Annotated in this window: 19 protein-coding genes; 6 read left to right on the forward strand and 13 right to left on the reverse strand. The window is 31.9% G+C overall.

Annotated features, from left to right (window positions below; translation table 11 throughout):
• Positions 1–124 precede the first annotated feature (124 nt).
• On the forward strand, positions 125–1489 hold the full coding sequence (gene hemN / locus ACNG5D_RS04075; RefSeq protein ID WP_418182212.1) for an oxygen-independent coproporphyrinogen III oxidase: 1365 nt from the start codon (positions 125–127) through the stop codon (positions 1487–1489).
• A gap of 10 nt (positions 1490–1499) precedes the next feature.
• Positions 1500–2333, forward strand: a complete 834-nt coding sequence (locus ACNG5D_RS04080; RefSeq protein WP_418182213.1) for a universal stress protein — start codon at positions 1500–1502, stop codon at positions 2331–2333.
• Positions 2334–2369: 36 nt separating this feature from the next.
• Here the strand turns inward: ACNG5D_RS04080 and ACNG5D_RS04085 are convergent, their stop codons facing one another.
• From ACNG5D_RS04085 to ACNG5D_RS04140, 12 genes are all read right to left on the reverse strand, one after another.
• Entirely contained in the window at positions 2370–3773 is a 1404-nt protein-coding gene (locus tag ACNG5D_RS04085; RefSeq protein WP_418182214.1) for a TolC family protein, read from the reverse strand.
• 1 nt (position 3774) lies between these two features.
• Positions 3775–5127: an HlyD family secretion protein gene (locus ACNG5D_RS04090; protein ID WP_418182215.1), complete on the reverse strand. Its 1353-nt coding sequence runs from the start codon at positions 5125–5127 to the stop codon at positions 3775–3777.
• A 3-nt stretch (positions 5128–5130) separates the two neighbouring features.
• Positions 5131–6798, reverse strand: coding sequence for a peptidase domain-containing ABC transporter (locus ACNG5D_RS04095; RefSeq protein ID WP_418182216.1), 1668 nt, complete (start codon positions 6796–6798; stop codon positions 5131–5133).
• 2 nt (positions 6799–6800) lie between these two features.
• Entirely contained in the window at positions 6801–7472 is a 672-nt protein-coding gene (locus ACNG5D_RS04100) for a TetR/AcrR family transcriptional regulator (protein WP_418182217.1), read from the reverse strand.
• A 127-nt stretch (positions 7473–7599) separates the two neighbouring features.
• Positions 7600–8301 (reverse strand): sulfite exporter TauE/SafE family protein, encoded by a 702-nt coding sequence (locus ACNG5D_RS04105; RefSeq protein WP_418182218.1) that lies wholly within the window; start codon positions 8299–8301, stop codon positions 7600–7602.
• 1 nt (position 8302) lies between these two features.
• Positions 8303–8749, reverse strand: coding sequence for a FixH family protein (locus ACNG5D_RS04110; protein ID WP_418182219.1), 447 nt, complete (start codon positions 8747–8749; stop codon positions 8303–8305).
• Positions 8750–8902: 153 nt separating this feature from the next.
• Positions 8903–10327: a cytochrome c oxidase accessory protein CcoG gene (gene ccoG / locus ACNG5D_RS04115; RefSeq protein WP_418182220.1), complete on the reverse strand. Its 1425-nt coding sequence runs from the start codon at positions 10325–10327 to the stop codon at positions 8903–8905.
• 139 nt (positions 10328–10466) lie between these two features.
• The gene (locus ACNG5D_RS04120; protein ID WP_418182221.1) at positions 10467–11366 is read right to left on the reverse strand and encodes a cbb3-type cytochrome c oxidase N-terminal domain-containing protein; all 900 of its coding nucleotides are present in this window, start codon (positions 11364–11366) and stop codon (positions 10467–10469) included.
• The gene (locus ACNG5D_RS04125) at positions 11354–11548 is read right to left on the reverse strand and encodes a CcoQ/FixQ family Cbb3-type cytochrome c oxidase assembly chaperone (protein ID WP_418182222.1); all 195 of its coding nucleotides are present in this window, start codon (positions 11546–11548) and stop codon (positions 11354–11356) included. Before ACNG5D_RS04125 ends, ACNG5D_RS04120 begins: the two co-directional genes overlap by 13 nt.
• Positions 11549–11612: 64 nt before the next feature.
• Positions 11613–13811 carry a cytochrome-c oxidase, cbb3-type subunit I gene (gene ccoN / locus ACNG5D_RS04130; protein ID WP_418182223.1) on the reverse strand — a complete coding sequence of 733 codons (2199 nt, stop codon included), beginning with the start codon at positions 13809–13811 and terminating at the stop codon, positions 11613–11615.
• A 12-nt stretch (positions 13812–13823) separates the two neighbouring features.
• Positions 13824–14009, reverse strand: coding sequence for a cbb3-type cytochrome oxidase assembly protein CcoS (gene ccoS, locus ACNG5D_RS04135; protein ID WP_418182224.1), 186 nt, complete (start codon positions 14007–14009; stop codon positions 13824–13826).
• Between the two features lie 242 nt (positions 14010–14251).
• Entirely contained in the window at positions 14252–16627 is a 2376-nt protein-coding gene (locus ACNG5D_RS04140) for a heavy metal translocating P-type ATPase (RefSeq protein WP_418182225.1), read from the reverse strand.
• Positions 16628–16770: 143 nt separating this feature from the next.
• On the opposite strand from ACNG5D_RS04140, the gene ACNG5D_RS04145 reads away from it, so the two are divergent.
• From ACNG5D_RS04145 to ACNG5D_RS04160, 4 genes are all read left to right on the forward strand, one after another.
• Positions 16771–18012, forward strand: a complete 1242-nt coding sequence (locus ACNG5D_RS04145; RefSeq protein WP_418182226.1) for an ATP-binding protein — start codon at positions 16771–16773, stop codon at positions 18010–18012.
• The gene (locus ACNG5D_RS04150) at positions 18012–19061 is read left to right on the forward strand and encodes a response regulator (protein ID WP_418182227.1); all 1050 of its coding nucleotides are present in this window, start codon (positions 18012–18014) and stop codon (positions 19059–19061) included. The genes ACNG5D_RS04145 and ACNG5D_RS04150 overlap by 1 nt, the downstream gene beginning before the upstream one ends.
• Positions 19062–19151: 90 nt before the next feature.
• A complete protein-coding gene (locus ACNG5D_RS04155) occupies positions 19152–19952 on the forward strand; it encodes a universal stress protein (RefSeq protein WP_418182228.1) in 801 nt (266 codons plus the stop codon).
• A gap of 42 nt (positions 19953–19994) precedes the next feature.
• Positions 19995–20672, forward strand: a complete 678-nt coding sequence (locus tag ACNG5D_RS04160) for a Crp/Fnr family transcriptional regulator (RefSeq protein ID WP_418182229.1) — start codon at positions 19995–19997, stop codon at positions 20670–20672.
• Between the two features lie 46 nt (positions 20673–20718).
• On the opposite strand, the gene ACNG5D_RS04165 is transcribed toward ACNG5D_RS04160, so the two are convergent.
• Positions 20719–23949, reverse strand: a complete 3231-nt coding sequence (locus tag ACNG5D_RS04165; protein ID WP_418182230.1) for a WD40/YVTN/BNR-like repeat-containing protein — start codon at positions 23947–23949, stop codon at positions 20719–20721.
• Between the last annotated feature and the right edge of the window lie 51 nt (positions 23950–24000).

The following is a 24000-nucleotide window of genomic DNA, read 5'->3' on the forward strand; positions in this document are numbered from 1 at the left end:
GTTTTTTTGGGTTTAAAATACTCTTGAAAGGTAATGAATATTAATAAAACTACAAGCATGGATATGATATATGTCATATTTTAAAATAAACTATTGGTATAATTTTGACTTATAATTATCAGGTATGTTAAAATCATTAGTAAATAAGTATAATATTGCTGGTCCGCGTTATACCAGTTACCCAACAGTTCCGTATTGGAATAACGAGACCTTTTCTTTAAAAAACTGGAAAACTTCTTTAATACAATCTTTTAAGGAAAGTAATGCTAACGAGGGGATAAGCCTTTACATTCATTTACCATTTTGCGAAAGTTTATGTACGTTTTGCGGATGTAATAAGCGCATAACAAAACAACATAGCGTAGAGTCTCCTTATATAAAAGCCGTTTTAAAAGAGTGGCAATTGTATTTAGAGTTGTTTAATGAAAAACCAATTATAAAGGAGTTGCATTTAGGTGGAGGTACACCAACTTTTTTTAGTCCAGAAAACTTAAAGCATTTAATACTCGAAATATTAAGAAGCTCTGAATTAGCAGATAATTACGAATTTAGTTTCGAGGGGCACCCAAATAATACAACACGAGAACATTTACAAGCTTTGTTTGATGTTGGTTTTAGGCGTGTAAGCTACGGTGTGCAAGATTATAATGAAACTGTACAAAAAGCAATACATAGAATTCAACCATTTGAAAATGTAGAACGTGCTACCAAATTGGCTAGAGAAATTGGGTATACATCTGTTGGCCACGATATTATTTTTGGTTTACCATTTCAAACCTTAAAGCATGTAGAAGATACTATTTTAAAAACAAAGGCATTATTGCCAGACAGATTAGCATTTTATAGTTATGCTCATGTACCATGGATTAAAGGAAACGGGCAACGAGGGTTTAATGATGATGATTTACCTACAGCAGCATTAAAACGAAACCAATACGAATTGGGTAAAGCATTATTAGCCAAAGTGGGCTATAAAGAAATAGGAATGGATCATTTTGCATTAACCACAGATGCGCTTTATAAATCTATGGGAAATGGAAAATTACATCGCAATTTTATGGGGTATACGGCTTCTAAAACTCAATCTATGATTGGTTTAGGAGTATCATCAATTAGTGATAGTTGGTATGGTTTTGCCCAAAATGTAAAAGGCATAGAAAGTTATTATAACCTGTTAAAAGATGATATTATACCGGTTTATAGGGGGCATATTTTAAATGAAGAAGATCTTGTAATACGTAAGCATATACTTAATTTAATGTGTCAATTTAAAACAACTTGGACAAAAAATAGCCTTTATTTTAACGATTTACCAGATGTTTTAATACGCTTAAAAGAAATGGAAAAAGATAAGTTGCTCCAAATCTATTCTAACTCCATTGAAGTAACAAAAAAAGGACAGCCATTTATTAGAAATATATGTATGGCTTTTGATGTGTTATTGCAAAGAAAAAAACCTAACACACAGTTGTTTTCTATGACTGTTTAAAAATTTAATTATGAAAAAAATTATTATACCTATCGATTTTTCTGAGCATTCTGAATATGCTTTAAAAACAGCAGCTAAAATGGCAAAACAATATAATGCCGAATTATTAGCATTGCATATGTTAGAAATGTCTGATATTATGCTGTCTGCTTCAAACGGGTTACAAAACCAAAAAACAGCTTATTTTCTTCAATTAGCACAACAACGATTTGAAGATTTTTTAAAGAAAGATTACCTGAAAAATGTAAAAGTAACCCCTATAATTAAACATTTTAAAGTATTTAGCGAAGTTAATGATGTTGCTTTTAAGCATGATGCCGATTTAATTGTAATGGGTTCGCATGGTACAAGCGGATTTAAAGAGTTTTTTATAGGTTCTAATACAGAGCGTGTTGTACGTAATGCAAACATTCCTGTATTAGTAGTAAAAAATAATGTTAACGATATTAATTTTAATGTTGTTGCCTTTGCTTGCGATTTTGCAGAAGATACCATTAAACCATACTTAAATGCAGTAAAAATGTTTAATAAGGCTAATACTAAAATGTATTTGGTACATGTTAATTTGCCTAACGATAGGTTTAAAAGCTCTTTAGAAATAGAAAAGAAAGTGGTTAACTTTTTTACAAAAGCCGAAAAAAAACTGGATAAAATGAAGGATGTGCATTACGTATCTGATTATACGGTTGAGGAAGGACTTTTAAATTGTGCTAATAAAATAGGAGCCGATTTAATTGTTGTGCCTACTCATGGCAGAAAAGGATTAGCGCATTTTTTTGAAGGTAGTATTGGCGAAGATGTTGCAAACCATTCTACATTACCTGTTATGACCTTTAAGATTTAGATGATGATGCTTTTTTTTGTATTCTAAATTTAAAATTTAGTTAAACGTAATTTCAGAAAGAGCTAAAACATTAAATAAATTAGCTTTTGTTTTAAAAAAGCTATTTTCAATATCAATAGCTTTAAGCTTGGCATCAATTAATTTAGATTCTCTAGAGTTTACTAAAAAGAGAGAGCTTTCACCCAAAAAGAATTTACGTTCTTCGGCTTTTAGTAATTTAGAATAATCATTTACAATAGTTTTAGTATACAAATTTTGTAAAGTGTAAGAGTCTAATTCTTGATGAATCGCATTTATTTTGTTTTTAAGACGTATTCGTGTGTTTTTAATATCAAATTCTGTGTCTTGTAGCTTTATTTTAGCTAGTTTTAAATCGCCACGCTGCTTTCGTAAAAATAGCGGAAAACTTACATTTAAGCCACTTTTATAAGCAGATGTACTAAACGATCTGGCCACCTCTGGTGTTTGCGATAAAAAGTTATATTGTAAATCTATTTGTGGTAATAAATTATTTTGCTTTAAACGTTTTTCAATAGTCAAGCTTTTAAATTTATAGTTTAGCGATTGTAATTTTGGGTGGCTTTCTATTTTAAAACTCTCAATATCTAAATCGGATGTGTTTAAAGTTGAGTTTATGGTTTTAATTGTATTAATGTCTGGAATAATTCCTTCTTTAATTTCAATTGGTGTATTATTATTCAACCACAGGTAATTTGATAATTCTAAAGATGATTTTATAAATTTTACTCGAGATTTTTCTAAATTTAGTTTTCTATTATTTAAAGCTATTCTTGCTTCTAGAGTATCGATAGCTGGTTTATCTCCAGTCTCGAAACTTTTTTTAATACCGTTAAAGCGTATTTCTACATTGGCTAAAAATGCCTCGTAAACACGTTTTTCATTATAAGATTTTAACCAATTAAAATAACTAACAGTAGCTTGATATAGAATGTTGTTAATTAATAGTTTTCTGTCTGATTGAGCTTGTTTTATATATAAACGAGACTGTTTTAATATAGCCATGCGTTTATTAGTTAATAAGCCTCTAGCTACAGGTATAGAAATGCCAGCGCTATATAATCCATCTGTGGGAACAGAAGATTCTGGATTTAAGTAATTGCCTGTGTTTTCTTCAAAGTTTCCTTTTAATTCTATACCAAACCAAGTTGGTATTTTAAACGAGGCATTTAGTTTGTTGTAATATTCTGTGTTTTTAAATTTTTTTCTATCGTAATCAATTTCCAATTTAGGATCAAAAGCACCACGCGCTTTCATTAGTTTTGCTTCACTTTCGTTAATTACTAAATGGGCTTGTTTTACTATAGGGTGAAAAGATTTTACATAGCCTAAATACTCAGAAAGTGTTATGACTGAGGTCGAATCCTGAGCTGATAGTAAGCTGCTAAAAACGATTAGGATATATAATATTGGGGTTTTCATTTTATTCTTTTTTTTGGTTGTTTTTAGCGCTTTTAGGCTGATAATAATTTGGCGGAAAACTGTTTATTTGACGCCATAACTCAAACCAAATTGCAACGTCTTCTAGCAATGCAATAGTTTTTGCGCCAGATCCTACACGAATAGCTTCTGGCCATTTGTAATCTGTTTCGTCTGGAGCTAAAAGAACTCTGTATTTTCCGTTATCACTTATAAAGCGTTCAATAGCCATTACTTTTGCTCCGTAAGTTCCGTAAGAAGCGTTTGGCCAACCACTAAAAACAATAGCAGGCCAGCCATCAAATTGTACACGTACTTTTTCTCCTATATGTAATAATGGTAAATCTATAGGTCTTACATAGGTTTCTACAGCAAGATCTATGTGAGCAGGCATTATTCCAACCAACTCTTCGCCTTCTTTAAAAGTAACTCCAATACCTCCTTTTAAAACCTTATTTATATAACCGTCTTGTGGGGCAGTTATATATAATAAATTGTTACGTCGTTTATAATTTGTTGATGCATTTTCTAGTTTTAAAACTTGAGCTTCGGTATCAAAACCACTAGATTGTGCCGTATACATATCGCTTTCGGCCTTAGAAATTTTATCGGCATACGAGGCATTGGTTCTAGACAATTCTAAACGAGCATTAATAACCTCGTTTTTACTTGCTAAAAATTTGTTTTCTTGCGATATATATTTAGCTTGAGATTCCTGTAGCTTAAGCCGTTTTTCTTCAACATCTTTAACAGCTTTTAAACCTTCTTTTTGCAATGTTTCTATTCGGTTAAATTGAGTTTCTGCTATTTTTAAATTGGTTTTTGAAGCTGCTAGGTCTATACTATCACTTTTTACTTTTAATTTAGATTGTAATAGTTTGTTTTTGCTTTGTTCTAGCTTTAATTGCTGCTCATTTTTTAAAGCAGAAATTTGCCTCTTTAATGCTTTTACTTTTTCTTGATAAGCCGCTACCGATTGTGTTTTAGACTTAATTTGGTTGTTGGTACGCTCAACCAACCTATCATCAAAATAATCACTTTTTATTTCAGATATTCTTAAAATAGTATCGCCTAGCTTAACTTTATCGCCTTCTTGAACATACCAAGCTTCAATACGTCCAGGTATTTGCGATTGTATATGTTGCGGGCGTTGGTTAGGTTTTAAAGTGGTTACTATACCTTGCGCAGTTATATTTTGTGTCCATGGTAAGAAAAGTACAATTACAAGTATTATGGCAGCAATAAGTAAAAATCTATTAAAGTATTTGTAATACTTGATATTCATGATTTTTTTACCAGATTTATACGTTGCTAAATCTACATTTTTGTTTAGTTGATTGTTTGATATATTTAGCATAGCTTAAACGGTTTTAGATTTAACTTTTCCCTTTTTTAGTGTAATTATTTCGTTACATCTATCCATCCATACAGAACTAAAACTTACTACAATAAGTGCCCAAGGTCTATCTTTATGTGATAAATAATCTACGATAGCTTTTGTTTCTTGTCTGTTAAATCTATCAAGAGCGTCTTCAAGTATAAGGACTTTAGGTTTTTTTAAAATGGCACGTGCTAAAACTATTTTTTTAGATAAAGAATACGACATTTGTTTGCCTCCAGGGTATAGTATTGTATTTAATCCCTCGGGTTGTTCTCTTAAATAGGATTTAAGTCCTACGATGTCTAGTATTTTATAAATTTCTTCATCAGAAATATTAGGGTTCGAAAATGTTAAATTCTCTCTAATTGATGCTTCAAAAGGGCTTTCATCAGATAAGGATAAGCCTAATTGAGAACGATAAAAATTTAAGTGCAAACTACTAATAGACATGTTGTTAACGTAAATATGTCCACCTGTAGGTTCTATAACACCCGCAATTAATCGTAATAATGTCGATTTTCCAGAGCCACTTTCGCCTTTAATTAAAATTCTGCTTTGCGAATCTATTCTTAACGAAATATCTTTTAAAATGTGTTTGTCTCTATTGTTAATTTCGAAAGCAACATGTTCTAATTCAATTTCTAAACCTTTATTAAAATGTGGGGTTTCTCCTGTTTGACTTTCTAAATCTTTATCTACTATTTGTCCAATTTTTTCTAAAGATGTTAACGTATCATAAAAAGCTTCTAAACCTAGAATTAATTTTTCAACCGATGCAATTACTAATAATATAATAATTTCTGCAGCAACAAACTGCCCAATATTCATTTCTTGATTTAAAACTAAAGCGCCTCCTATTAATAATAAACTAGCGGTTACAATAACTTTAAAACTTATCATTTGTATGTATTGTAGCATTAAAACTTTAAAATGACTTTCTCTTGCTTTTAAATAATTATTTACTAGATCATCATTTTTATTAATGCCTAAACTTGTACTTCCAGATAGTTTAAAACTAATTAAAGAGCGTGCTATTTCTTGAATCCAATGCACTACTTGGTATTTTTTTTTAGATTCGTTTAAGCTTGTTATTAGTCCTTTACGAGCTGTGAATTTAAAAACAATAAAAATTAGCCCTAAAAGTAAAAGCCCGAATATGATAAAAAACGGATGATAAAATGATAGCAAAATAAGAGCAAATAATATTTGTAAAATGGCCGCAGGTACATCAATTAATATTTTTGATAAACTTTTTTGAATGGTTAGTGTATCGAAAAATCTATTTGCTAACTCTGGAGGGTAAAAGTTATGTAGTTCCGACATTTTAATTTTTGGAAAACGATACGAAAATTCAAATGAAGCTCTTGTAAAAATACGTTGTTGTATAGTTTCAATAATGCGTAATTGCATAAGGTGTAATGCGCCAGAAAAAGCAACACCAATGGTTACAATTATAACTAAAATAACCCACGAGGTAGATATTTGTGCACCTTGTATTAAATTAATAATGGCTTGAATACCAAGTGGTAACGAAAGTGCTACTAAACCAGCAAATATGGCATAATAAAAAATTTGAAGAATGTCTCTTTTTTCTAATTGGAGTAACCCTAGTAAGCGCTGCCAAGGCGTTTTTTGTATGTTTTTCATTGTTATACTTTAAGCGTGTTAAGTACTACGTTTTTTATAAAGTCGGTTGGGGTAATATTATTATTACAATCTGTAATGGATATAAAATGGTCTTTTAAATAATGTTGATGCAAACTAGCTTCTAATATAGTACTTGCTAAGCTAGATGAGTATTTGTAGCTTGGATTTATTATCTTAATAATATCTCGTAAGCGGTAAACAATACGTTTGTATATAATAAAATAACCATCTTTGTTTTCTTGATCTACCTCTTTAGTAAGAAAAGATTTAGAGTTTTCATTTATTATAATTTTATTTAAAATTACCTCATTGATATGTGAGTAATTAGAGTCTTCCTTTACTGTTCTTGTTACAATTTCTATGGCTTTTTCAATTTTAGCTTCAGGTTGTAAATTGTGAGTTTCAAAAACTAACTGGTACTCAATCCAAGCCCAATACCAAGAAGATAAGTAAAGCAAGAGTTTATGTTTACTTTCAAAATACCTATAAATAGAACTCTCGTTAGAACCAATTGTACTTCCTAATTTTTTAAAAGTGAAAGATTCAAACCCAATTTCATCAATTAAAACGATACTGTGTTCTATTATTTTTTTTCCTAGACTTGATGATTCAGGATCTTTTAAATATATTTTTTCTGGTACAGTAATTTTTATATTAGAAAACAATTTATCCATTACTAATAAGTTTATTTGCAAAAATAATAGTATTACTATTAATAATGAATATAAAGCTATTGATTTTGTCAATACAAATAATCAATAAATATTATAGTTTAGAATTTATAAAAGGTAATTAATGATTTTAATGACAATCTAATCCGTTAGAAACCAGATTGTAAACTGGAGCAGGAGAGAGGTAGGGTATACCTAAGCCTAAACCTCGAATAATAAATAAAGCTCCTATAATAATAACAAAAACAGGAATAATGTTTTGAATGTGTTGCCTTGCTTTACCCTTTAATACGTGGCTAAAATAAATGGCAGTAGTCATTAACGGTATTGTGCCTAAACCAAAAACAACCATATACAGAACACCGTTTGTGGCATTTCCGCCAGCCATAGCAGCAAACAAAGCCATATAAACTAAGCCACAAGGTAAAAAACCATTTAAAAAGCCAATAGTTAAAAAAGTATCCATGGTTTTCCTTTTAAACGCAGTACCTAAAGCCAATTTTACTTTATAGATAATTTTATAAACAGGTTTAGAAAAGTTGTATTTGTTAAATGTTTTTTGAGGAGTAATAACTATCAAAATCATTAAAACCCCAATAATTATAGATAGCTGTTGTTGAAAACCAAAAATAGACAAACCCTTGCCAATAAGTCCAAACACTAACCCTATTAGACTGTAAGCAAAAAGTCTGCCTATATGATAAATTGTAATTTGATATGTTTTTTTAACAGCATTTGTACGGTCTACAGGCAGCATAAAAGCAATAGGCCCACACATGCCTATGCAATGAAAACTACCCAATAAGCCTAATATAAACGCCGAAAAAAGCATGTTAATAATTTATAGATTCTTTAAATAAATAAGATTTTCCGTTATATTGCCAATCTATTTTTATGTTCCAACGACCATCTACCAAACGATTGTCAGGTATGAGCAAATTTGAGTTAGACAACGAGATAGCAGTCTCAAAGTCTAGTTGTTTGTTAGATGGTCTGTATAGGAACAATTTTCCCTTAATGTTTTTGTAATCAAGTGTTTCAGGGAATTTAATTAGTAACCCGTTAGTTGTTTTTTTATAGCTAATATTTTCAATTAAAGTTTTAGTGTTTTTTAGCTTATTAATATCATTTTGGTATTGTAATTCATCAGCATAATAATTATCGCTAACCAAATCATGATCGTATTTGTTATTTACATTCATCGTTATAATAAAATACATGATAAACGAAATAAACCCAATAAATGCCATTACTATCCCAGTTCCCCAATTAAATTTCATAACTCCTAATGTTTTATTTTTAATTTTTTTTATGGCATTACCCTGCGGGTCGGGCTTTTTGCTATATCTTTTGCGAAAAAGCAAAAGGATGCCGCTTCAATCCCTAATGCACTAATTTGCCAAAGCTATTTTTACTCTTTTTAGCTTCTGTTTTTATTTGTAACTACGAGGGCCTAAAAAATTAGCCGTAGTGGTTTCAATTAACTTATTATCTTTATAAACACCAATTTTAATTTTATTTCTATCGCCAGATAAAGCTGCATTATTAATTTCAATAAATAAGGTGCCTTCTGCAATACCTTGGCTTGGTACAATAAAATTATCGCTTGTCGATACGAGTTTTAAAGTTCCTTTATGGGACATTAATTTAAAACTTACGTTTTCAATATCTGTAGTTGTTTTATTTACCAATTTATATGTAAATACATTGCTAATAATGTTGTTTTCTTTATGTTCGTATAGTTGCCCTGGTAATCGTAAAACGTTAGCCTCAACATCGTTTCGTAAAAATAGCATGCCAATAAGTAGCCCTGTTAAAATTGAAAGTACAGCAATGTAACCTTTAATTCTAGGGGTTAATTTAAAAGGTGCTTTTTTTTCTATATTTTCTTCGCTAGCATACCGTATTAAGCCTTTAGGTAAATTAATGCTTTCCATAATATGGTCGCACTCATCAATACACGCCGTACAGTTTACACATTCTAACTGTGTGCCATTTCTTATATCTATACCAGTTGGGCAAACGTGTACACATTGCATACAGTCTATACAGTCGCCATGGCCTAAAGCATCTCGATTTTCGTTTTTTCTAAATTTTTTTCTACCATTTTCTGCCTCACCACGTTTATGGTCGTAAGCCACCACTATAGATTTTGTATCTAATAATACACCTTGTAACCTGCCGTAAGGGCAAGCTATTATACAAACTTGTTCTCTAAACCAAGCAAAAACAAAGTAAAAAACAGCTGTGAATATGAGTAACGAAATTAAAGTACTCATGTTTTTGGTAGGCCCTTGTAATATGTAATCTATTAATTTATCGCTACCAATTAAATACGCTAAAAAAACATTGGCAATAATAAACGAGATAATAAGAAATATGGTGAATTTAAGTCCTTTTTTTCTAATTTTTTCGGCATTCCAGTTTTGTTTTGCTAGTTTGCGTTGTTTGTTTCTGTCGCCTTCTATCCAATACTCAATACGCCTAAAAACCATTTCCATAAAAATGGTTTGTGGGCAAATCCATCCGCAAAATATTCTACCAAACGAAACCGTAAAAAGCGCGATAAAAATAACGCCAATTAGCATAGAAATTACAAATAAATGAAAATCTTGTGGCCAAAACGGAAACCCAAAAATATTAAAGCGGCGTTCTATTACATTAAACATTAAAAACTGATTACCGTTTATTTTAATAAAAGGCGATAGTAATAAAAAGGCTAATAAAAAATAACTTACATACTTTCGGTATTCATAGAATTTGCCGTTAGGTTTTTTAGGAAACACCCATGCACGTTTACCATCTTTAGTAACAGTACTAATCGAGTCTCGAAATGTTTCGTTTTCTGGAGTTTCCATTTTGCTTTTGTTTTCTACAAGGTTTCTGGAACCTTGTAGGTATTTGTTATTAGTTTTTTATAGACCTACAAGGTTTTAAAAACCTCGCAGGTCATGAAAAATAGTTTAGTTGATAAAGTGCTATTAATCAGTTTTACAATTAGTTTGCAGTAGGAGTATCTTCAGTTTCACTAACCCAAATGTCACCTTCTGCAGGTTTCGGTTTAGCTGGTGTTGTACCTTGAAAACTCAATACATAACTGGCAACTTGAGCCATTTCAGAAGGTTTAAGTTGTGCTTTCCAAGCAATCATCCCTTTTCCAGAGCGCCCACCTTCAGATATGGTTTTAAATACATTTTTAACGCCACCGCCTAATATCCAATGCTTATCGGTTAAATTAGGGCCAATACCGCCGCCGCCATCGGCCATATGGCAGGCTACACAATTGGTTTCAAAAATAGTTTTACCTGCACTTAAATCGGCAGTATCTGTTAATAGCGTTACTGTATTAAAATCTACTAAATCTTTAGCGGTTTTCTTGTATTCTTCTAAAGCTATTCTAGCCTCGGCAAGTTCTGTTTCTAACTCATCAATTTGATTGGCTCCATCAAAAACATGATATTTTAATAGATAAATGGCAGCAAATATTATTGAAATATAAAAAGAATATACCCACCACGGTGGTAAGTTATTATCTAGCTCTTTAATACCATCGTAACTGTGGTCTAGAATAATTTCGCCTTCTTGCTCAATAGGTTTAGAACCCAAAAGTTTTTTATAGGTTTCTTTTATCCATGTTAGTTTTACCGATTTTTCTTTCTCGGCTATAAAGCGTGCTTTTGCTTCTTTATCTAATTTTTGAAGCATTACATTTTCTAGTGCACCAACTATAGCTTCAATAGCAATAAGTATTAATAATACAAGAAGTAAAAAAAGTAATACGGTAGGATATTCAATAAAAGCTGGTTTTTCTCCAGAATCTATAAAGAATTCTACAGCACCAAAAATAATAAAGAAAGCTACAGGAACACGAACCCAGGATGGTATTAAATTTCGCATGATATATTGTCGTTTTGGTTGTCTAATGGTATGTTGCTTACGTTTTTTATGTACTCTTTTTTTGCAGTAATAACCCACCAAAATAGAAATACAAAAAAGGTAAAGAATATAAGTAGAGATATCATAGGATATATTTCTATTCCTGTAATGCTCTCCATATGGTTTTTTACAAATTTTAGCATGGTTGTTGTTTTTAAAGTTATTATTGGTTAGTGTTTTGCTAATCAATAACGGTATAGTAATTAGTTAGTTTAGTTGTTGCTCTGGTTTAACATGTATATCTGTGCCTAGTCTTTGTAAATAGGCAATAAGGGCAACAATTTCTCTATTTTTCATTTCTATAAATTCTTCGCCATTATCAATAGCATATTGTTTATCGGCTTTATAGGTTTTAGCAAAATCTGGGTCGGCATGTAGGTTTTCCTCAATTTTAGCACCTTGATCTAGCATACTTTGTTGAGCGTTGGCTATATCGTTTTCGGTATATGGAACGCCTAAGGTTATCATGGCCTCCATTTTAGCTTCGGTCATCGATTTATCTAACTTGCTGCTTTTACCTGTAATTAACCAAGGGTATCGTGGCATGATGGAGCCCGACGAGGTGCTTTGCGGATCGTACATGTGGTTAAAGTGCCAATTATCTGAATATTTTTCGCCAATTCTATGTAAATCGGGTCCGGTTCGTTTGCTTCCCCAAAGGAACGGATGATCGTAAACAAACTCTCCAGCTTTAGAGTATTCTCCATAACGTTCTACTTCACTTCTAAACGGACGAATCATTTGCGAGTGGCAACCCACACAGCCTTCGCGTATGTATATATCGCGTCCTTCTAGCTCAAGTGGTGTATAAGGTTGCACACTTGCAATAGTTGGAATGTTAGATTTTACCATAATAGTTGGTACAATTTGAATAATACCGCCTATTAAAATAGCTACAGTAGCTAATATGGTTAGTTGTATTGGGCGTCTTTCTAGCCAAGTATGCCAACCTTCGTTTGCAGTACGTTTTTTTGTTACACGTTCTAGTGCTGGAGCTTCGGCTAATTCATCTTGAACTTTACTACCGTTTTTAACAGTAATAATAATGTTGTAAACGAGTATAAACATTCCAAGAATGTAAAGCGATCCGCCAATGGCACGCATCCAATACATAGGCATGATTTCTGTAACGGTTTCTAAAAAGTTACCATAAACTAATGTGCCATCAGGATTAAATTGTTTCCACATGCTGGCTTGGGTAAACCCAGCAACATACATAGGTAAAGCATATATAATAATACCTAAAGTGCCTAGCCAAAAGTGAAGATTAGCTAAACCTAAAGAGTATAGTTTTGTTTTGTATAATCGTGGTATTAAGTAGTAAATAATACCAAAAGCCATAAACCCATTCCAGGCTAAAGCGCCAACGTGTACGTGTGCAATAATCCAATCGGTAAAGTGAGCAATGGCATTTACGTTTTTAAGCGATAGCATTGGGCCTTCAAACGTAGCCATTCCGTAGCCAGTAATAGCAACAACCATAAATTTTAAAACAGGGTCTGTACGTACTTTATCCCAAGCGCCTCTTAATGTTAAAAGCCCGTTTATCATTCCGCCCCAAGAAGGCATTAATAACATAACAGAAAAAGCAACACCTAAATTTTGAGCCCATTCTGGTAAGGCTGTGTATAATAAGTGGTGTGGTCCTGCCCAGATGTAAATAAATATTAACGACCAGAAATGCACAATAGATAATCTATAAGAGTAAACAGGCCTATTGGCAGCTTTAGGTACAAAATAATACATTAAGCCTAAAAATGGCGTGGTTAAAAAGAAAGCTACTGCATTGTGGCCATACCACCATTGCACTAAAGCGTCTTGAACGCCAGCGTAAACCGAGTAACTTTTCATACCGCTAACAGGTAATTCTAAACTATTAAAAATATGAAGTACAGCAACCGTAACAAACGTGGCAATGTAAAACCAAATGGCTACATATAAGTGGCGTTGTCTGCGTTTTAATATGGTCCAAATCATATTTACCCCAAAAACAACCCAAATAAGAGCTATGGCAATATCGATAGGCCATTCTAATTCGGCATATTCTTTCGATGTGGAATAGCCAAGAGGTAGCGAAATAGCTGCGGCAACAATAATAAGTTGCCAACCCCAAAAGTTAATATTGCTTAACAAGTCGCTAGCCATTCGGGTTTTTAATAAGCGTTGTAGCGAATAATAAATACCAGCAAACATGGCATTACCCACAAAAGCAAATATTACAGCATTGGTATGTAATGGCCTTAATCGACCAAAACTAAGCCACGAAATGCCATCGGTTAAGTTTGGGAATAAAAATAAAAAAGCTAGTAGCAAACCTACTGCCATACCTACAACACCAAAAACTATAGTGGCGTAAATAAATTTAGTAACGATTTTATTATCGTAATGAAACTGTTGCATTTTCATAGTTCTAATTTGTTATTCTTCTTTGGTTAGTATCGTTTTTTCTGGTTTCTCTTTAATTAATTCGTCATCAAATAATATGCGTACAGATGGCGTATAGCCATCATCAAATTGTCCGCTTTTTACCGCCATTATAAAAGCTACAAAAAAGCCAATGGCTACTATAATGCTTATAGTTAATAAAATATATATAACACTCATACCTACTTGAAGTTATGGTTCAAAAGTACCTTTAAGCTTATTTTTAAAATATGATATTTATCATGTTTCATTATTTTGTTAGTTTTTGTTTGAGTGGTATTATAAGTGGCGAGCTTTTATTTAACTCTATTTTATATTAAGGTGTTTATTAACATAAATGTTTTGTTACAAGTTTTGGTAGTTTAATGTTGGGTTTTTTAAGCCATTTTTAACGTCGTTATCTGCAAAATTCAGTTTTGTTATCACTTTAATTTTTGTCCTAAAACATTTGTGCAAATTGTAGTAAATATTACAATACTAATAGAGCTTAGAGGCATTAAAATGGCTGCGATTACAGGAGCTAATTGCCCAGTAACTGCAAAATAAAGCCCAATACTGTTGTAAATAAAAGACAGTAAGAAGCTCCATTTTATAATTTTAATGGCCCATTTAGAAGCTTTAATAAAACTATTAAGCTTATTAAATTTTGTAGCATCTAAAATGGCATCGCAAGCAGGCGAAAACACATTTACATTTTCTGAAATGGCTATGCCAACATTACTTTGTGCCAAGGCACCAGCATCGTTTAAGCCATCGCCAACCATTAAAACCTTTGCGCCAGAGTTTTGGTGGTGCTTTATGTACTCTAATTTATCTTCAGGTTTTTGGTTGAAAAATAGTTTGGTTTTAGCTGGTAATAGTTTGGTTAAGTTCTCTTTTTCGCCAGGATTATCGCCAGAGAGAATAACCAAATCATAATCTTTTTTTAGCTTATTAAAAAGTTTAGAAAGTCCTTTTCTATACTTGTTATAAAAAGTAAATTTACCTTTGTAAGTATTATTGGTACTTACATGAACAGCCGTATTTAATGTTGGTGTTTCGGTAGTTAAGCCAACAAAAGCCGCAGATCCAATTTTTATAGAATTTTGGTTGTGTTTAGCAGTAATACCTTTACCAATATGCTCTTTGTAAGCATCTAAAGTTACAATATTGTTTTTGGCTAAAAGTGTGTATAAAGACCGGCTTAATGGATGGTTAGAGTTACGTAAGGTGCTTGTTAATAAAGCCTCTTCATCATTAGTAAATTTGTAACCATTATAAGTAATAGCGGTTTCTTTATTGGCTGTAATAGTGCCAGTTTTATCGAAAATAATGGTGTTAATGGTAGCTAATTGCTCAATTACCGAGGCATTTTTGGCATAAAACCTTTGTTTTCCAAAAATGCGAAGCATATTGCCAAATGTAAAAGGCGCGGCTAAAGCAATGGCGCATGGGCAGGCAATAATTAAAACTGCAGTAAAAACGTTTAAAGCCTTAGCAGAATCTACAAATAACCAATATCCAGTTGTAATTAAAGCAATGCTTAAAATAATAAAAGTAAATTTTTTACTTATGGCATTTGTTAAGTTTGTAAAGCTGTCTTCTTTATTTTTATTAAATACATCGTTACTCCAAAGCTGAGTTAAATAACTCTGTTTTACAGTTTTTAAAACATCAACTTCAATACTGCCATTTAATTGTTTTCCGCCAGCAAAAAGTTTGTCGCCAGATTGTTTAGAAACCGTTTCAGATTCGCCAGTAACAAAGCTATAATCAATACGTGCTTCACCTTTAATTAAAATACAATCAACAGGAATAAGTTCTTCATTTCTAATTAAAAGACGATCTCCTTTTTTAATATCATATACTTGGATGGATGATTCTTTGTTATGAGCTTCAATTTTGGTTATTCCAATTGGGAAGTAAGATTTGTAATCACGCTCAAAAGACAAAAAGTTATAGGTTTTTTGCTGAAAAAATTTACCAAGTAATAAAAAGAAAACTAAACCAGCCAAACTATCAAAAAAGCCAGTACCTATATCAAGCACAATTTCTGCGGTACTTCTTAAAAATAACACCGAAACACCCAAGGCTATAGGAACATCGATATTTAAAAGTTTTGTTTTTAAACCTTTATAGGCAGAAGAAAAATAATCTTGCGAACAGTAAAAAACAACAGGCAACGAGAAAGCAAACATAAGCCACCTAAATACATGTTTATATTGTTCTAACCAAAACTCGGTAGACTGAAAGTATTCTGGAAAAGATAAAAACATGATGTTGCCAAAGGCAAAACCTGCTACACCTAATTTGTAAATTAGGCTGCGGTCAACATTTTTTTTACCAACCGAATAATCGTCCAAACTAATAAAAGGTTCGTAGCCAATACTGTTTAATAGTATTACAAGGTTTTTTAAAGAAATGTTTTCAGATTGGTAATTTATGCGTACTGTTTTTTTTCCAAAATTTACTATTGAAGCATTTATAGAAGCATGTAGTTTGTTTAAATTTTCAAGTATCCAAATACAAGAGCTGCAATGAATATGAGGAATATAAAGTGTTACTATTTGTGTGTTTTTATCATTAAAATCTAATAAACTTTCAACAATTTTAATGTTGTCTAGAAAGTTATATTTACCTTCAACCTCTTTAGGCGTTGCACCTGGAGCGTGTTGTAAATCGTAATAACACGTTAAATTGTTTGCAGAAAATATGTCGTATACCGTTTTGCAACCGTTGCAACAAAACGATTTGTTATCATATTTTATTTCAGAAATTGTAGAATCTAATCCACAATGGAAACATGTTTTATGTTCCATAATATTTGCTCATTTATACCTGTTGCAAAAGTCTAAAATGAACCCAGTATTAAATATGATATTAGTCATGTTTTGTATATTTTTACATCTTACAGAGAAAAATATACTTGAGTTTAAATTTAAGATATTCATAATAAAAAAAGATGTTTCAGAACGATAAAGATGTGTTTAATGTGCTTTTTGAGGCCGTATCAGAAGGCGTTATTGTTGTAGATAAAAACCAGAAAATTGTATCAACAAATAAATCTGCAGAGCAAATGTTTGGTTATACAAAACAAGAATTGCTTCATGCACACCTTCATGTTTTAATACCACAACAATACCACGGTAATCACGGTGCCCATTTTGATGGCTTTATGAAACATAGAGAAAGCCGACCAATGGGGCGCGGTAGAGATTTATATGGAGCTCATAAAAACGGACATGCTTTTCCTGTAGAAGCAGGGTTAAACCCGTTAGAAATTAACGGAGAAACCTTTATAATGGCTTTGGTTATAGATATTTCTATTCGAAAAAAACAAGAGGCAGAGCTACAGGAACTTAATAACGAGCTAGAAAAAAAAGTAAAATCGCGCACCCAAGAGTTAAGTACAATTGTAAAAGAGTTACAGATTGTTAACAATGAGCGCGATATTGAGATTAAAAAAAGAATTGAAGCTCAAAATAAAATTAGTAATGCTCTTAAAAAAGAAAAAGAACTTAATGAGCTAAAAACTAAGTTTTTATCTTTGGTGTCGCACGAATTTAAAACACCTTTAAGTGGTATATTAACTTCGGCTATGTTGTTAGGAAAGTACAAATTAGCCGAGCAACAAGAAAGAAGAAATAAACATATAAAAACCATTACCGATAAAGTTCATTATTTAAACAATATTTTAAACGATTTTTTATCTATTGAAAAATTAGAAACAGGAAAGATAAATTATAAATACAGCAGCTTTAAATTAAGCAAGGTTATAGATGAGGTTATTTATAACGCGAATATGCTTTTAAAGGAAGGTCAAAAAATAAATTACCCTGAGAATATTGACGAGTTTTCACTTTATCAAGATGAAAAAATTGTTGAATTAGCCCTTTCTAATTTAGTACATAACGCTATTAAATATTCGCCAGAAAACACAATTATAAATATTAAAATCACACAAAATAATAACGACACTACCTTTGTAATATCTGATAATGGAATAGGGATTCCTAAATCCGATCAAAAACAAATATTTAACCGTTATTTTAGAGCAGAAAATGCCTTGTTAACTCAAGGCACAGGTATAGGACTAAACATTGTTAAAAGCCATTTGGAAAATTTAGGTGGAACCATAAGTTTTTCTAGTGAAGAAAATAAAGGAAGTACATTTATAATTACATTAAAAAATAAAGCTGAATAATGAAAAGAATATTATTAATTGAAGACGATACTATTTTAAGAGAAAACACAGCCGAATTATTAGAACTATCCAATTATAATGTAACAACAGCTCCTAACGGTAAAGCAGGTTTAGAAACTGCGTTAAACACTATTCCAGATATTATTGTATGCGACATCATGATGCCCGAACTAGATGGTTATGGCGTTTTAGAGGGCTTAGCTAAACATGAAAACACAAGGTATATCCCATTTATTTTTCTATCTGCAAAAACAGAACGTAAAGATGTTAGAAAAGGAATGGATTTAGGAGCCGACGATTATATTACCAAACCGTTTGATGAAAATGAGTTAATAAGCGCTATAGAAAGTAGATTAGCCAAAGCTGCTATTTTAAAAGATATTAGAGAAAAAGCAGAAGACCATATCGAGGCAGAAGACGATATTAGAACCTTAAACGATCTTAAAAATTTTTTTGATGATAATGGCGAAACTATTACGTTTAATAAAGGTGCAGATATTTATGTAGAAGGAGACCACTCCAATACCATTTATTTAATTGAAAAAGGTTTAGTAAAATGCCATAAACTAGACGAACAAGGAAAAGATTTAACAACAGCATTGCATAAAGAAGACGATTTATTTGGTTACACATCGTTTACACAAAATACAACTTACAAAGAAACCGCCACAGCCATTCAAGATACCACTTTATTAGGTATTTCTAAAAATGAACTTAAAAGTGTGCTAAATAGTAACCATAACGTAACCCTAGAACTTATACAATTATTAAATGAAGATTTGGTTGGGGTAAAAGACCAATTACTCCAAATGGCTTATAGTTCGGTTAGAAAACGCACAGCAACTACTATTTTAAAATTCGCTGAAAAATTAAATAGAAAACCAGAGCAATTTATTAGAATTTCAAGAAACGATTTGGCTAGTGTTGCTGGTATAGCAACCGAAAGTTTAATACGTACATTATCTCGTTTTAAAGACTTAGGGATTATAGAAATTGAAGGCCGAAATATTAAAATTCTAGATATCGAGCAGCTTCAAAACATAGAATAGGCTTTTTAAAATATACCTTAAATATGATTTTGGTCATATTTCAGTACATATCATACTTATAAATTTGTGGTTTAGTCACTTACTATAAATATGAAAAATATTTTAATACCTACAGATTTCTCTGATAATGCATGGAATGCTATAGCGTATGCTGTAAAATTTTTTGCTAAATCGTCTTGTAGGTTTTACTTGTTACATGTAAATACTCCAAATAAAAATAGAGTTGCCCTAATCGATAAAAATGCGTCAATAAAATTAAACAAAACTCTAAATAAAATAAAAACCGATTTGCCTAAAAGTAATAGGCATAGATTTTTTACAATTTTAGATAACAATTACCTAATAAAATCTATTAGAGATCAAGTAGAAGAAAAACAAATAGATTTTATTGTAATGGGAACCAAAGGCGCATCAGATATTAAACAAATACCTTTAGGTAGCAATACGGGCAATGTTATTACAAAAGTGCCATGTTCGACACTTGTAGTGCCAGAAAACGCAAAATATTCCGAGCTAAAAGAAATAGCATTTCCTACAGATTTTTTAACGTTATACACGCCAAATACATTAAGCAATATTGCAAACATAGTTGCAGAAAATAAAGCATCAGTTAGAGTATTACACATTAAAAATTCGAAAGCGGTTTTAAATGAAGAACAACAAGAAAACAAAGCTTTTTTAGATGACTATTTGGGGTATAATGAGCATAGTTTTCATTTTTTAACAAATACCCAAATTGAAAACCAAGTTCAGCGTTTTGTAGAAAATAAGCATGTTAATTTAATAACCATGTTAGCTAAAAACTTAAACTATTTTCAAAAAATATTATTCCATCCTACCATACCAGAAATTAAATATTATACAGATATTCCATTTCTAGTGTTGCATTAAATACTAAAAGTGTTGCTAATTTAAAATAACCACGTTAAAATTATGAGTAAGTGCGAACAATGTATTATTAAACAATTTAATTCGTTAAAATCTTTAACTAAAAGTGAATTGGTTCGTATATCGGCATGTAAAACATCAAAAGTTATAAAAAAAGGTGAAGTTATTTTTGAAGAGGGCGAAACCTTAAATGGTGTGTATTGTGTAAAAGATGGTATTTGTAAACTCTCTAAGTTAAGTGAAAACGGAAAAGACCAAATTGTAAAAATGGTTGTAAAAGGGCAATTGTTGGGTCAGCGCTCGCTAATTAGTAATGAGAGCTCAAACTTACAAGCGGTTGCTTTAAATGATATGGAAGTTTGCTTTATTCCTAAAAATGAAATTATTGCCGATCTTAAAAAAAATCCTAAATTTTCTTTTGATGTGTTACAAGATATGGCTCACGATTTAAAAGAAGCCGACGATATTATTGTTAATATGGCGCAAAAATCTGTAAAACAACGTTTGGCAGAAACTTTAATTTATATTCATGATAATTTTGGTGAAAACCCAGATGGTACTTTAAGTGTATTATTATCTCGCGAAGATTATGCAAGTATTGTTGGTACAGCAACAGAATCTGCAATACGTGTACTTTCTCAGTTTAAAAAGGAAGGTTTAATTTCTACCGTTGGTAAATTTATAAAAATAGAAAACATATATGGTTTAAAACGTGTAGAGTAAAACTCTGCTTAAATAAATATTTAAACAGAGTATCTCTAACGTTTTTTTAATGTACTTGTTTGTAGGTATTTGTTGGTTTAAATGGACTTAGTTTCAAACTTTCCATTTCATTTTTATAGGTGCTCCACGTTTTATTAAAAAAAGTGTTGGTTTTATTAACACCATCGTTTAATGCGTTTTCGGCATGTTTAATTAGCGTTTTTTCGGTTGAGGTCAACCCGTTTTGTCTAGTCCTAACATAGCTATTTGCTAAACTTAAACGGGTGCTTACTGTAGGTAGTGGATTTCTAATAATACCTTGTCGTTTATCTTCTTTACCTAAAAATAAATTAATTACAGTATCTATTTCTTTTACTATATTTTTAGAAGCTTCAATTTGAGTTTTATATTTTTCTTTATTTAAAGTTTCTAAATCAGATTTATATTTTTTAGCAATGCTTTTACTTTCTGCTAATTGCTTAACCATATCGGCCATGAGTTGATACATAGATTCTATATGCTTTGAGGCATCATATAATTCATTAATAGTTTCTGAAGATTTATTTAATCGAGGATCGTTCTCAACTGTAATGAATTGTTCTGAAACTTGATCGCCAAAATATAATTTTATTTTATATGTTCCAGCTTTTACACGAACACCACTAGGTTCGTTTTTCGGTTTATTAATAGTTCTAGATGCTCTGTCGGCTCCCTTTTCTGTTAAATTCCAACTCCATTTGTGTATTCCAGTTTGTTTAGGTGCTTTTTGTTTTAATGTTCTAATTAAGCGCTCTCCATCATAAATTTTCATAGTTATAGAGTCCCATTTTATAGTATTATTTTTAACAGAGGAATCTGGCGTGTTTTTAGTTTTTGTTAAATCTTCGTTGTTTTTACTTTCATCATCCTTTAGGCTTTTTTCTTTTTCATTAATAGTTATATAATATGGTATTTGAGCACCGTATTTTCTGTTTTCGCCATGATATATAGCATCGGCACCAAAACGGCTTCCTGTTGGTTGTTGGTAGGCTGCCAAGTAAGCTGTTGAAGGTTTAAAAAGTTCTAACTTATTGTTTAATACTGCTTTGTTTTTAGCAATGGCTCGTAATGGACGAATATTGTCTAAAACCCAAGCTGCGCGACCAAAGGTTCCAATAATTAAATCGTGTTCTCGAGGGTGAATTACTAAGTCTTTTACAGAAACCGTTGGGAATCCTTCAGTCCATTTTGTCCAAGTGTTTCCTGCGTTAATAGATATGTAAAGTCCATCATCAGTTCCTAGAAATAGTAAGTTAGGGTTTTCAATATCTTCAACTATCGATAGCGTATAGCTTTCAACATCATTTTCGTTAACAATACGCTCCCAAGTTTTACCATAGTTTTTTGTTCTGTAAGCATAAGGTGTATAATTAAAGCGTCTGTAATCATTAGCAATTAAAAGTGCTTCGCCTTTGTTTTTGTTTGATGCTTTTATTTGCGGAATCCAACTGCCTTCTGGCAAGCCCTTTATATTTTTTGATACATCTGTCCAGTTGTTTCCGCCATCTTTAGTAATGTGTACTTTGCCGTCATCTGTACTAACCCATAACACATTTTTTTCTACGCTAGAGGGCTCAATAACTAAAATAGTACAATGGTTTTCGGCTCCTGTAGCATCAATAGTTAAGCCACCGCTTTCGCTTTGTTTTAATTTTTCAGGGTTATTGGTTGTTAAATCTTCAGAAATGATAGTCCATGTTAAACCTTTATCAGTAGATTTATGTACAAATTGGCTTCCAAAGTAAATGGTGTTATTGTTAAAAGGGTCAATATTTATTGCCGAATTCCAATTAAACCTAAGTTTTACATCTGGGTTTGGGTGTGTAGGTTTTACACTAAAATTATTACCCGTTTCAGAATCGTAATAACTTACATAACCTTGCTGGCTCATAGACCAACCAAAGCGTGCGTTGTTTTTATCTGGAACCACATCAAAACCATCACCAAAACTAATTTCTTGCCAATAAGAATTTCTAATGCCTTGAGAGCGCCAAACGTAAGCAGGACCTTTCCAAGAACCATTATCTTGCATGCCGCCATATACATTGTAAGGAGTTTCGTTGTCTACATTTATATGGTAAAACTGTGCCACAGGTAGGTTGCCAATAAAACGCCAAGTTTTGCCGCCATCTTTAGTTATGTTTAAGCCGCCATCGTTACCATCAATCATAAAATTTCCGTTGTTAGGATGTATCCACCATGCATGATGGTCTGGATGTACGCCATTATTTGCACCATAGGCAGGCATAAGTTGAGAAAAGTTTTTTCCGCCATCTTCACTAACATTAACATAAGTAAAAACGCTATATACACGGTTTTCGTTTTGCGGATCTACATAAATTTCAGAATAATAAAAAGGACGGTTTCCAATATCACTTTTATCATTTATTTTTTTCCATTTAAAACCTCCATCTTCACTTTTATATAGTGCATTTTTTTTAGCTTCAACTAAAGCATAAATTGTATTGGGTTTGTTTGCAGCAATAGCAACACCAATACGCCCTAGATCTCCTTTTGGGAAACCATCGTCTTCACTAACTTTTTTCCATGTATGCCCTCCATCATGTGTAATATGTAACCCCGAACCTGCACCGCCAGAATTAAAAAACCAAGGTTCGCGTTTATGTTCCCACATGGCAGCAATTAGCTTGTTTGGGTTTGTTGGGTCCATTATTAAATCGGCAGCACCAGTTTTATTATTAGCAAATAGTATATTTTTCCAAGTTTTGCCACCATTTATTGTTTTAAATACGCCACGTTCAGAGTGTTCTCCCCATGGCGAGCCTATAGCAGCAACATAAACTATATTTGGGTTTGTAGGGTCTATAATAACACGATGGATATGTCGTGTTTTTTCTAAGCCCATAAGCGTCCAGTTTTTACCGCCATCTAAAGAGCGGTATATACCATAACCACCATTTAAACTATTTCTAGGGTTGCCCTCTCCAGTTCCTGCCCAAATTACACTAGGGTTAGATTGCTGAATGGCTACTGCACCTATAGATGCCGTAACTTCTTTATCGAAAACGGGTTCCCATTTTATACCGCCCGATGTAGATTTCCAAAGACCGCCAGAGGCTGTGCCAACATACATAACATCTGGGTTGTTATGTACAACATCAATTGCCGTAACTCTACCAGACATGCCTCCTGGTCCTATATTTCTAGGGTGCATGTTTTTTAAAATATCCATAGATAAGTTTTGGCCAAATGTTGTTATTGTGGCTAGAAGAAAAAGAAGATAAAATGATTTTGTCATGGGTTGTTAATTTTGGCTTGAAAAATAAAAAAAACTTATTGTAGTATTATT

Origin of the sequence: Algibacter ulvanivorans (assembly GCF_048381495.1) — a bacterium.
GTDB classification, from domain to species: domain Bacteria; phylum Bacteroidota; class Bacteroidia; order Flavobacteriales; family Flavobacteriaceae; genus Algibacter_B; species Algibacter_B ulvanivorans.

Bases quoted from the DNA above. Each gene is read 5' to 3' on its own strand.
- hemN (WP_418182212.1), top strand. From the start codon at position 125: ATGTTAAAATCATTAGTAAATAAGTATAATATTGCTGGTCCGCGTTAT.
- ACNG5D_RS04080 (WP_418182213.1), top strand. From the start codon at position 1,500: ATGAAAAAAATTATTATACCTATCGATTTTTCTGAGCATTCTGAATAT.
- ACNG5D_RS04085 (WP_418182214.1), bottom strand. From the start codon at position 3,773: ATGAAAACCCCAATATTATATATCCTAATCGTTTTTAGCAGCTTACTA.
- ACNG5D_RS04090 (WP_418182215.1), bottom strand. From the start codon at position 5,127: ATGCTAAATATATCAAACAATCAACTAAACAAAAATGTAGATTTAGCA.
- ACNG5D_RS04095 (WP_418182216.1), bottom strand. From the start codon at position 6,798: ATGAAAAACATACAAAAAACGCCTTGGCAGCGCTTACTAGGGTTACTC.
- ACNG5D_RS04100 (WP_418182217.1), bottom strand. From the start codon at position 7,472: ATGGATAAATTGTTTTCTAATATAAAAATTACTGTACCAGAAAAAATA.
- ACNG5D_RS04105 (WP_418182218.1), bottom strand. From the start codon at position 8,301: ATGCTTTTTTCGGCGTTTATATTAGGCTTATTGGGTAGTTTTCATTGC.
- ACNG5D_RS04110 (WP_418182219.1), bottom strand. From the start codon at position 8,749: ATGAAATTTAATTGGGGAACTGGGATAGTAATGGCATTTATTGGGTTT.
- ccoG (WP_418182220.1), bottom strand. From the start codon at position 10,327: ATGGAAACTCCAGAAAACGAAACATTTCGAGACTCGATTAGTACTGTT.
- ACNG5D_RS04120 (WP_418182221.1), bottom strand. From the start codon at position 11,366: ATGCGAAATTTAATACCATCCTGGGTTCGTGTTCCTGTAGCTTTCTTT.
- ACNG5D_RS04125 (WP_418182222.1), bottom strand. From the start codon at position 11,548: ATGCTAAAATTTGTAAAAAACCATATGGAGAGCATTACAGGAATAGAA.
- ccoN (WP_418182223.1), bottom strand. From the start codon at position 13,811: ATGAAAATGCAACAGTTTCATTACGATAATAAAATCGTTACTAAATTT.
- ccoS (WP_418182224.1), bottom strand. From the start codon at position 14,009: ATGAGTGTTATATATATTTTATTAACTATAAGCATTATAGTAGCCATT.
- ACNG5D_RS04140 (WP_418182225.1), bottom strand. From the start codon at position 16,627: ATGGAACATAAAACATGTTTCCATTGTGGATTAGATTCTACAATTTCT.
- ACNG5D_RS04145 (WP_418182226.1), top strand. From the start codon at position 16,771: ATGTTTCAGAACGATAAAGATGTGTTTAATGTGCTTTTTGAGGCCGTA.
- ACNG5D_RS04150 (WP_418182227.1), top strand. From the start codon at position 18,012: ATGAAAAGAATATTATTAATTGAAGACGATACTATTTTAAGAGAAAAC.
- ACNG5D_RS04155 (WP_418182228.1), top strand. From the start codon at position 19,152: ATGAAAAATATTTTAATACCTACAGATTTCTCTGATAATGCATGGAAT.
- ACNG5D_RS04160 (WP_418182229.1), top strand. From the start codon at position 19,995: ATGAGTAAGTGCGAACAATGTATTATTAAACAATTTAATTCGTTAAAA.
- ACNG5D_RS04165 (WP_418182230.1), bottom strand. From the start codon at position 23,949: ATGACAAAATCATTTTATCTTCTTTTTCTTCTAGCCACAATAACAACA.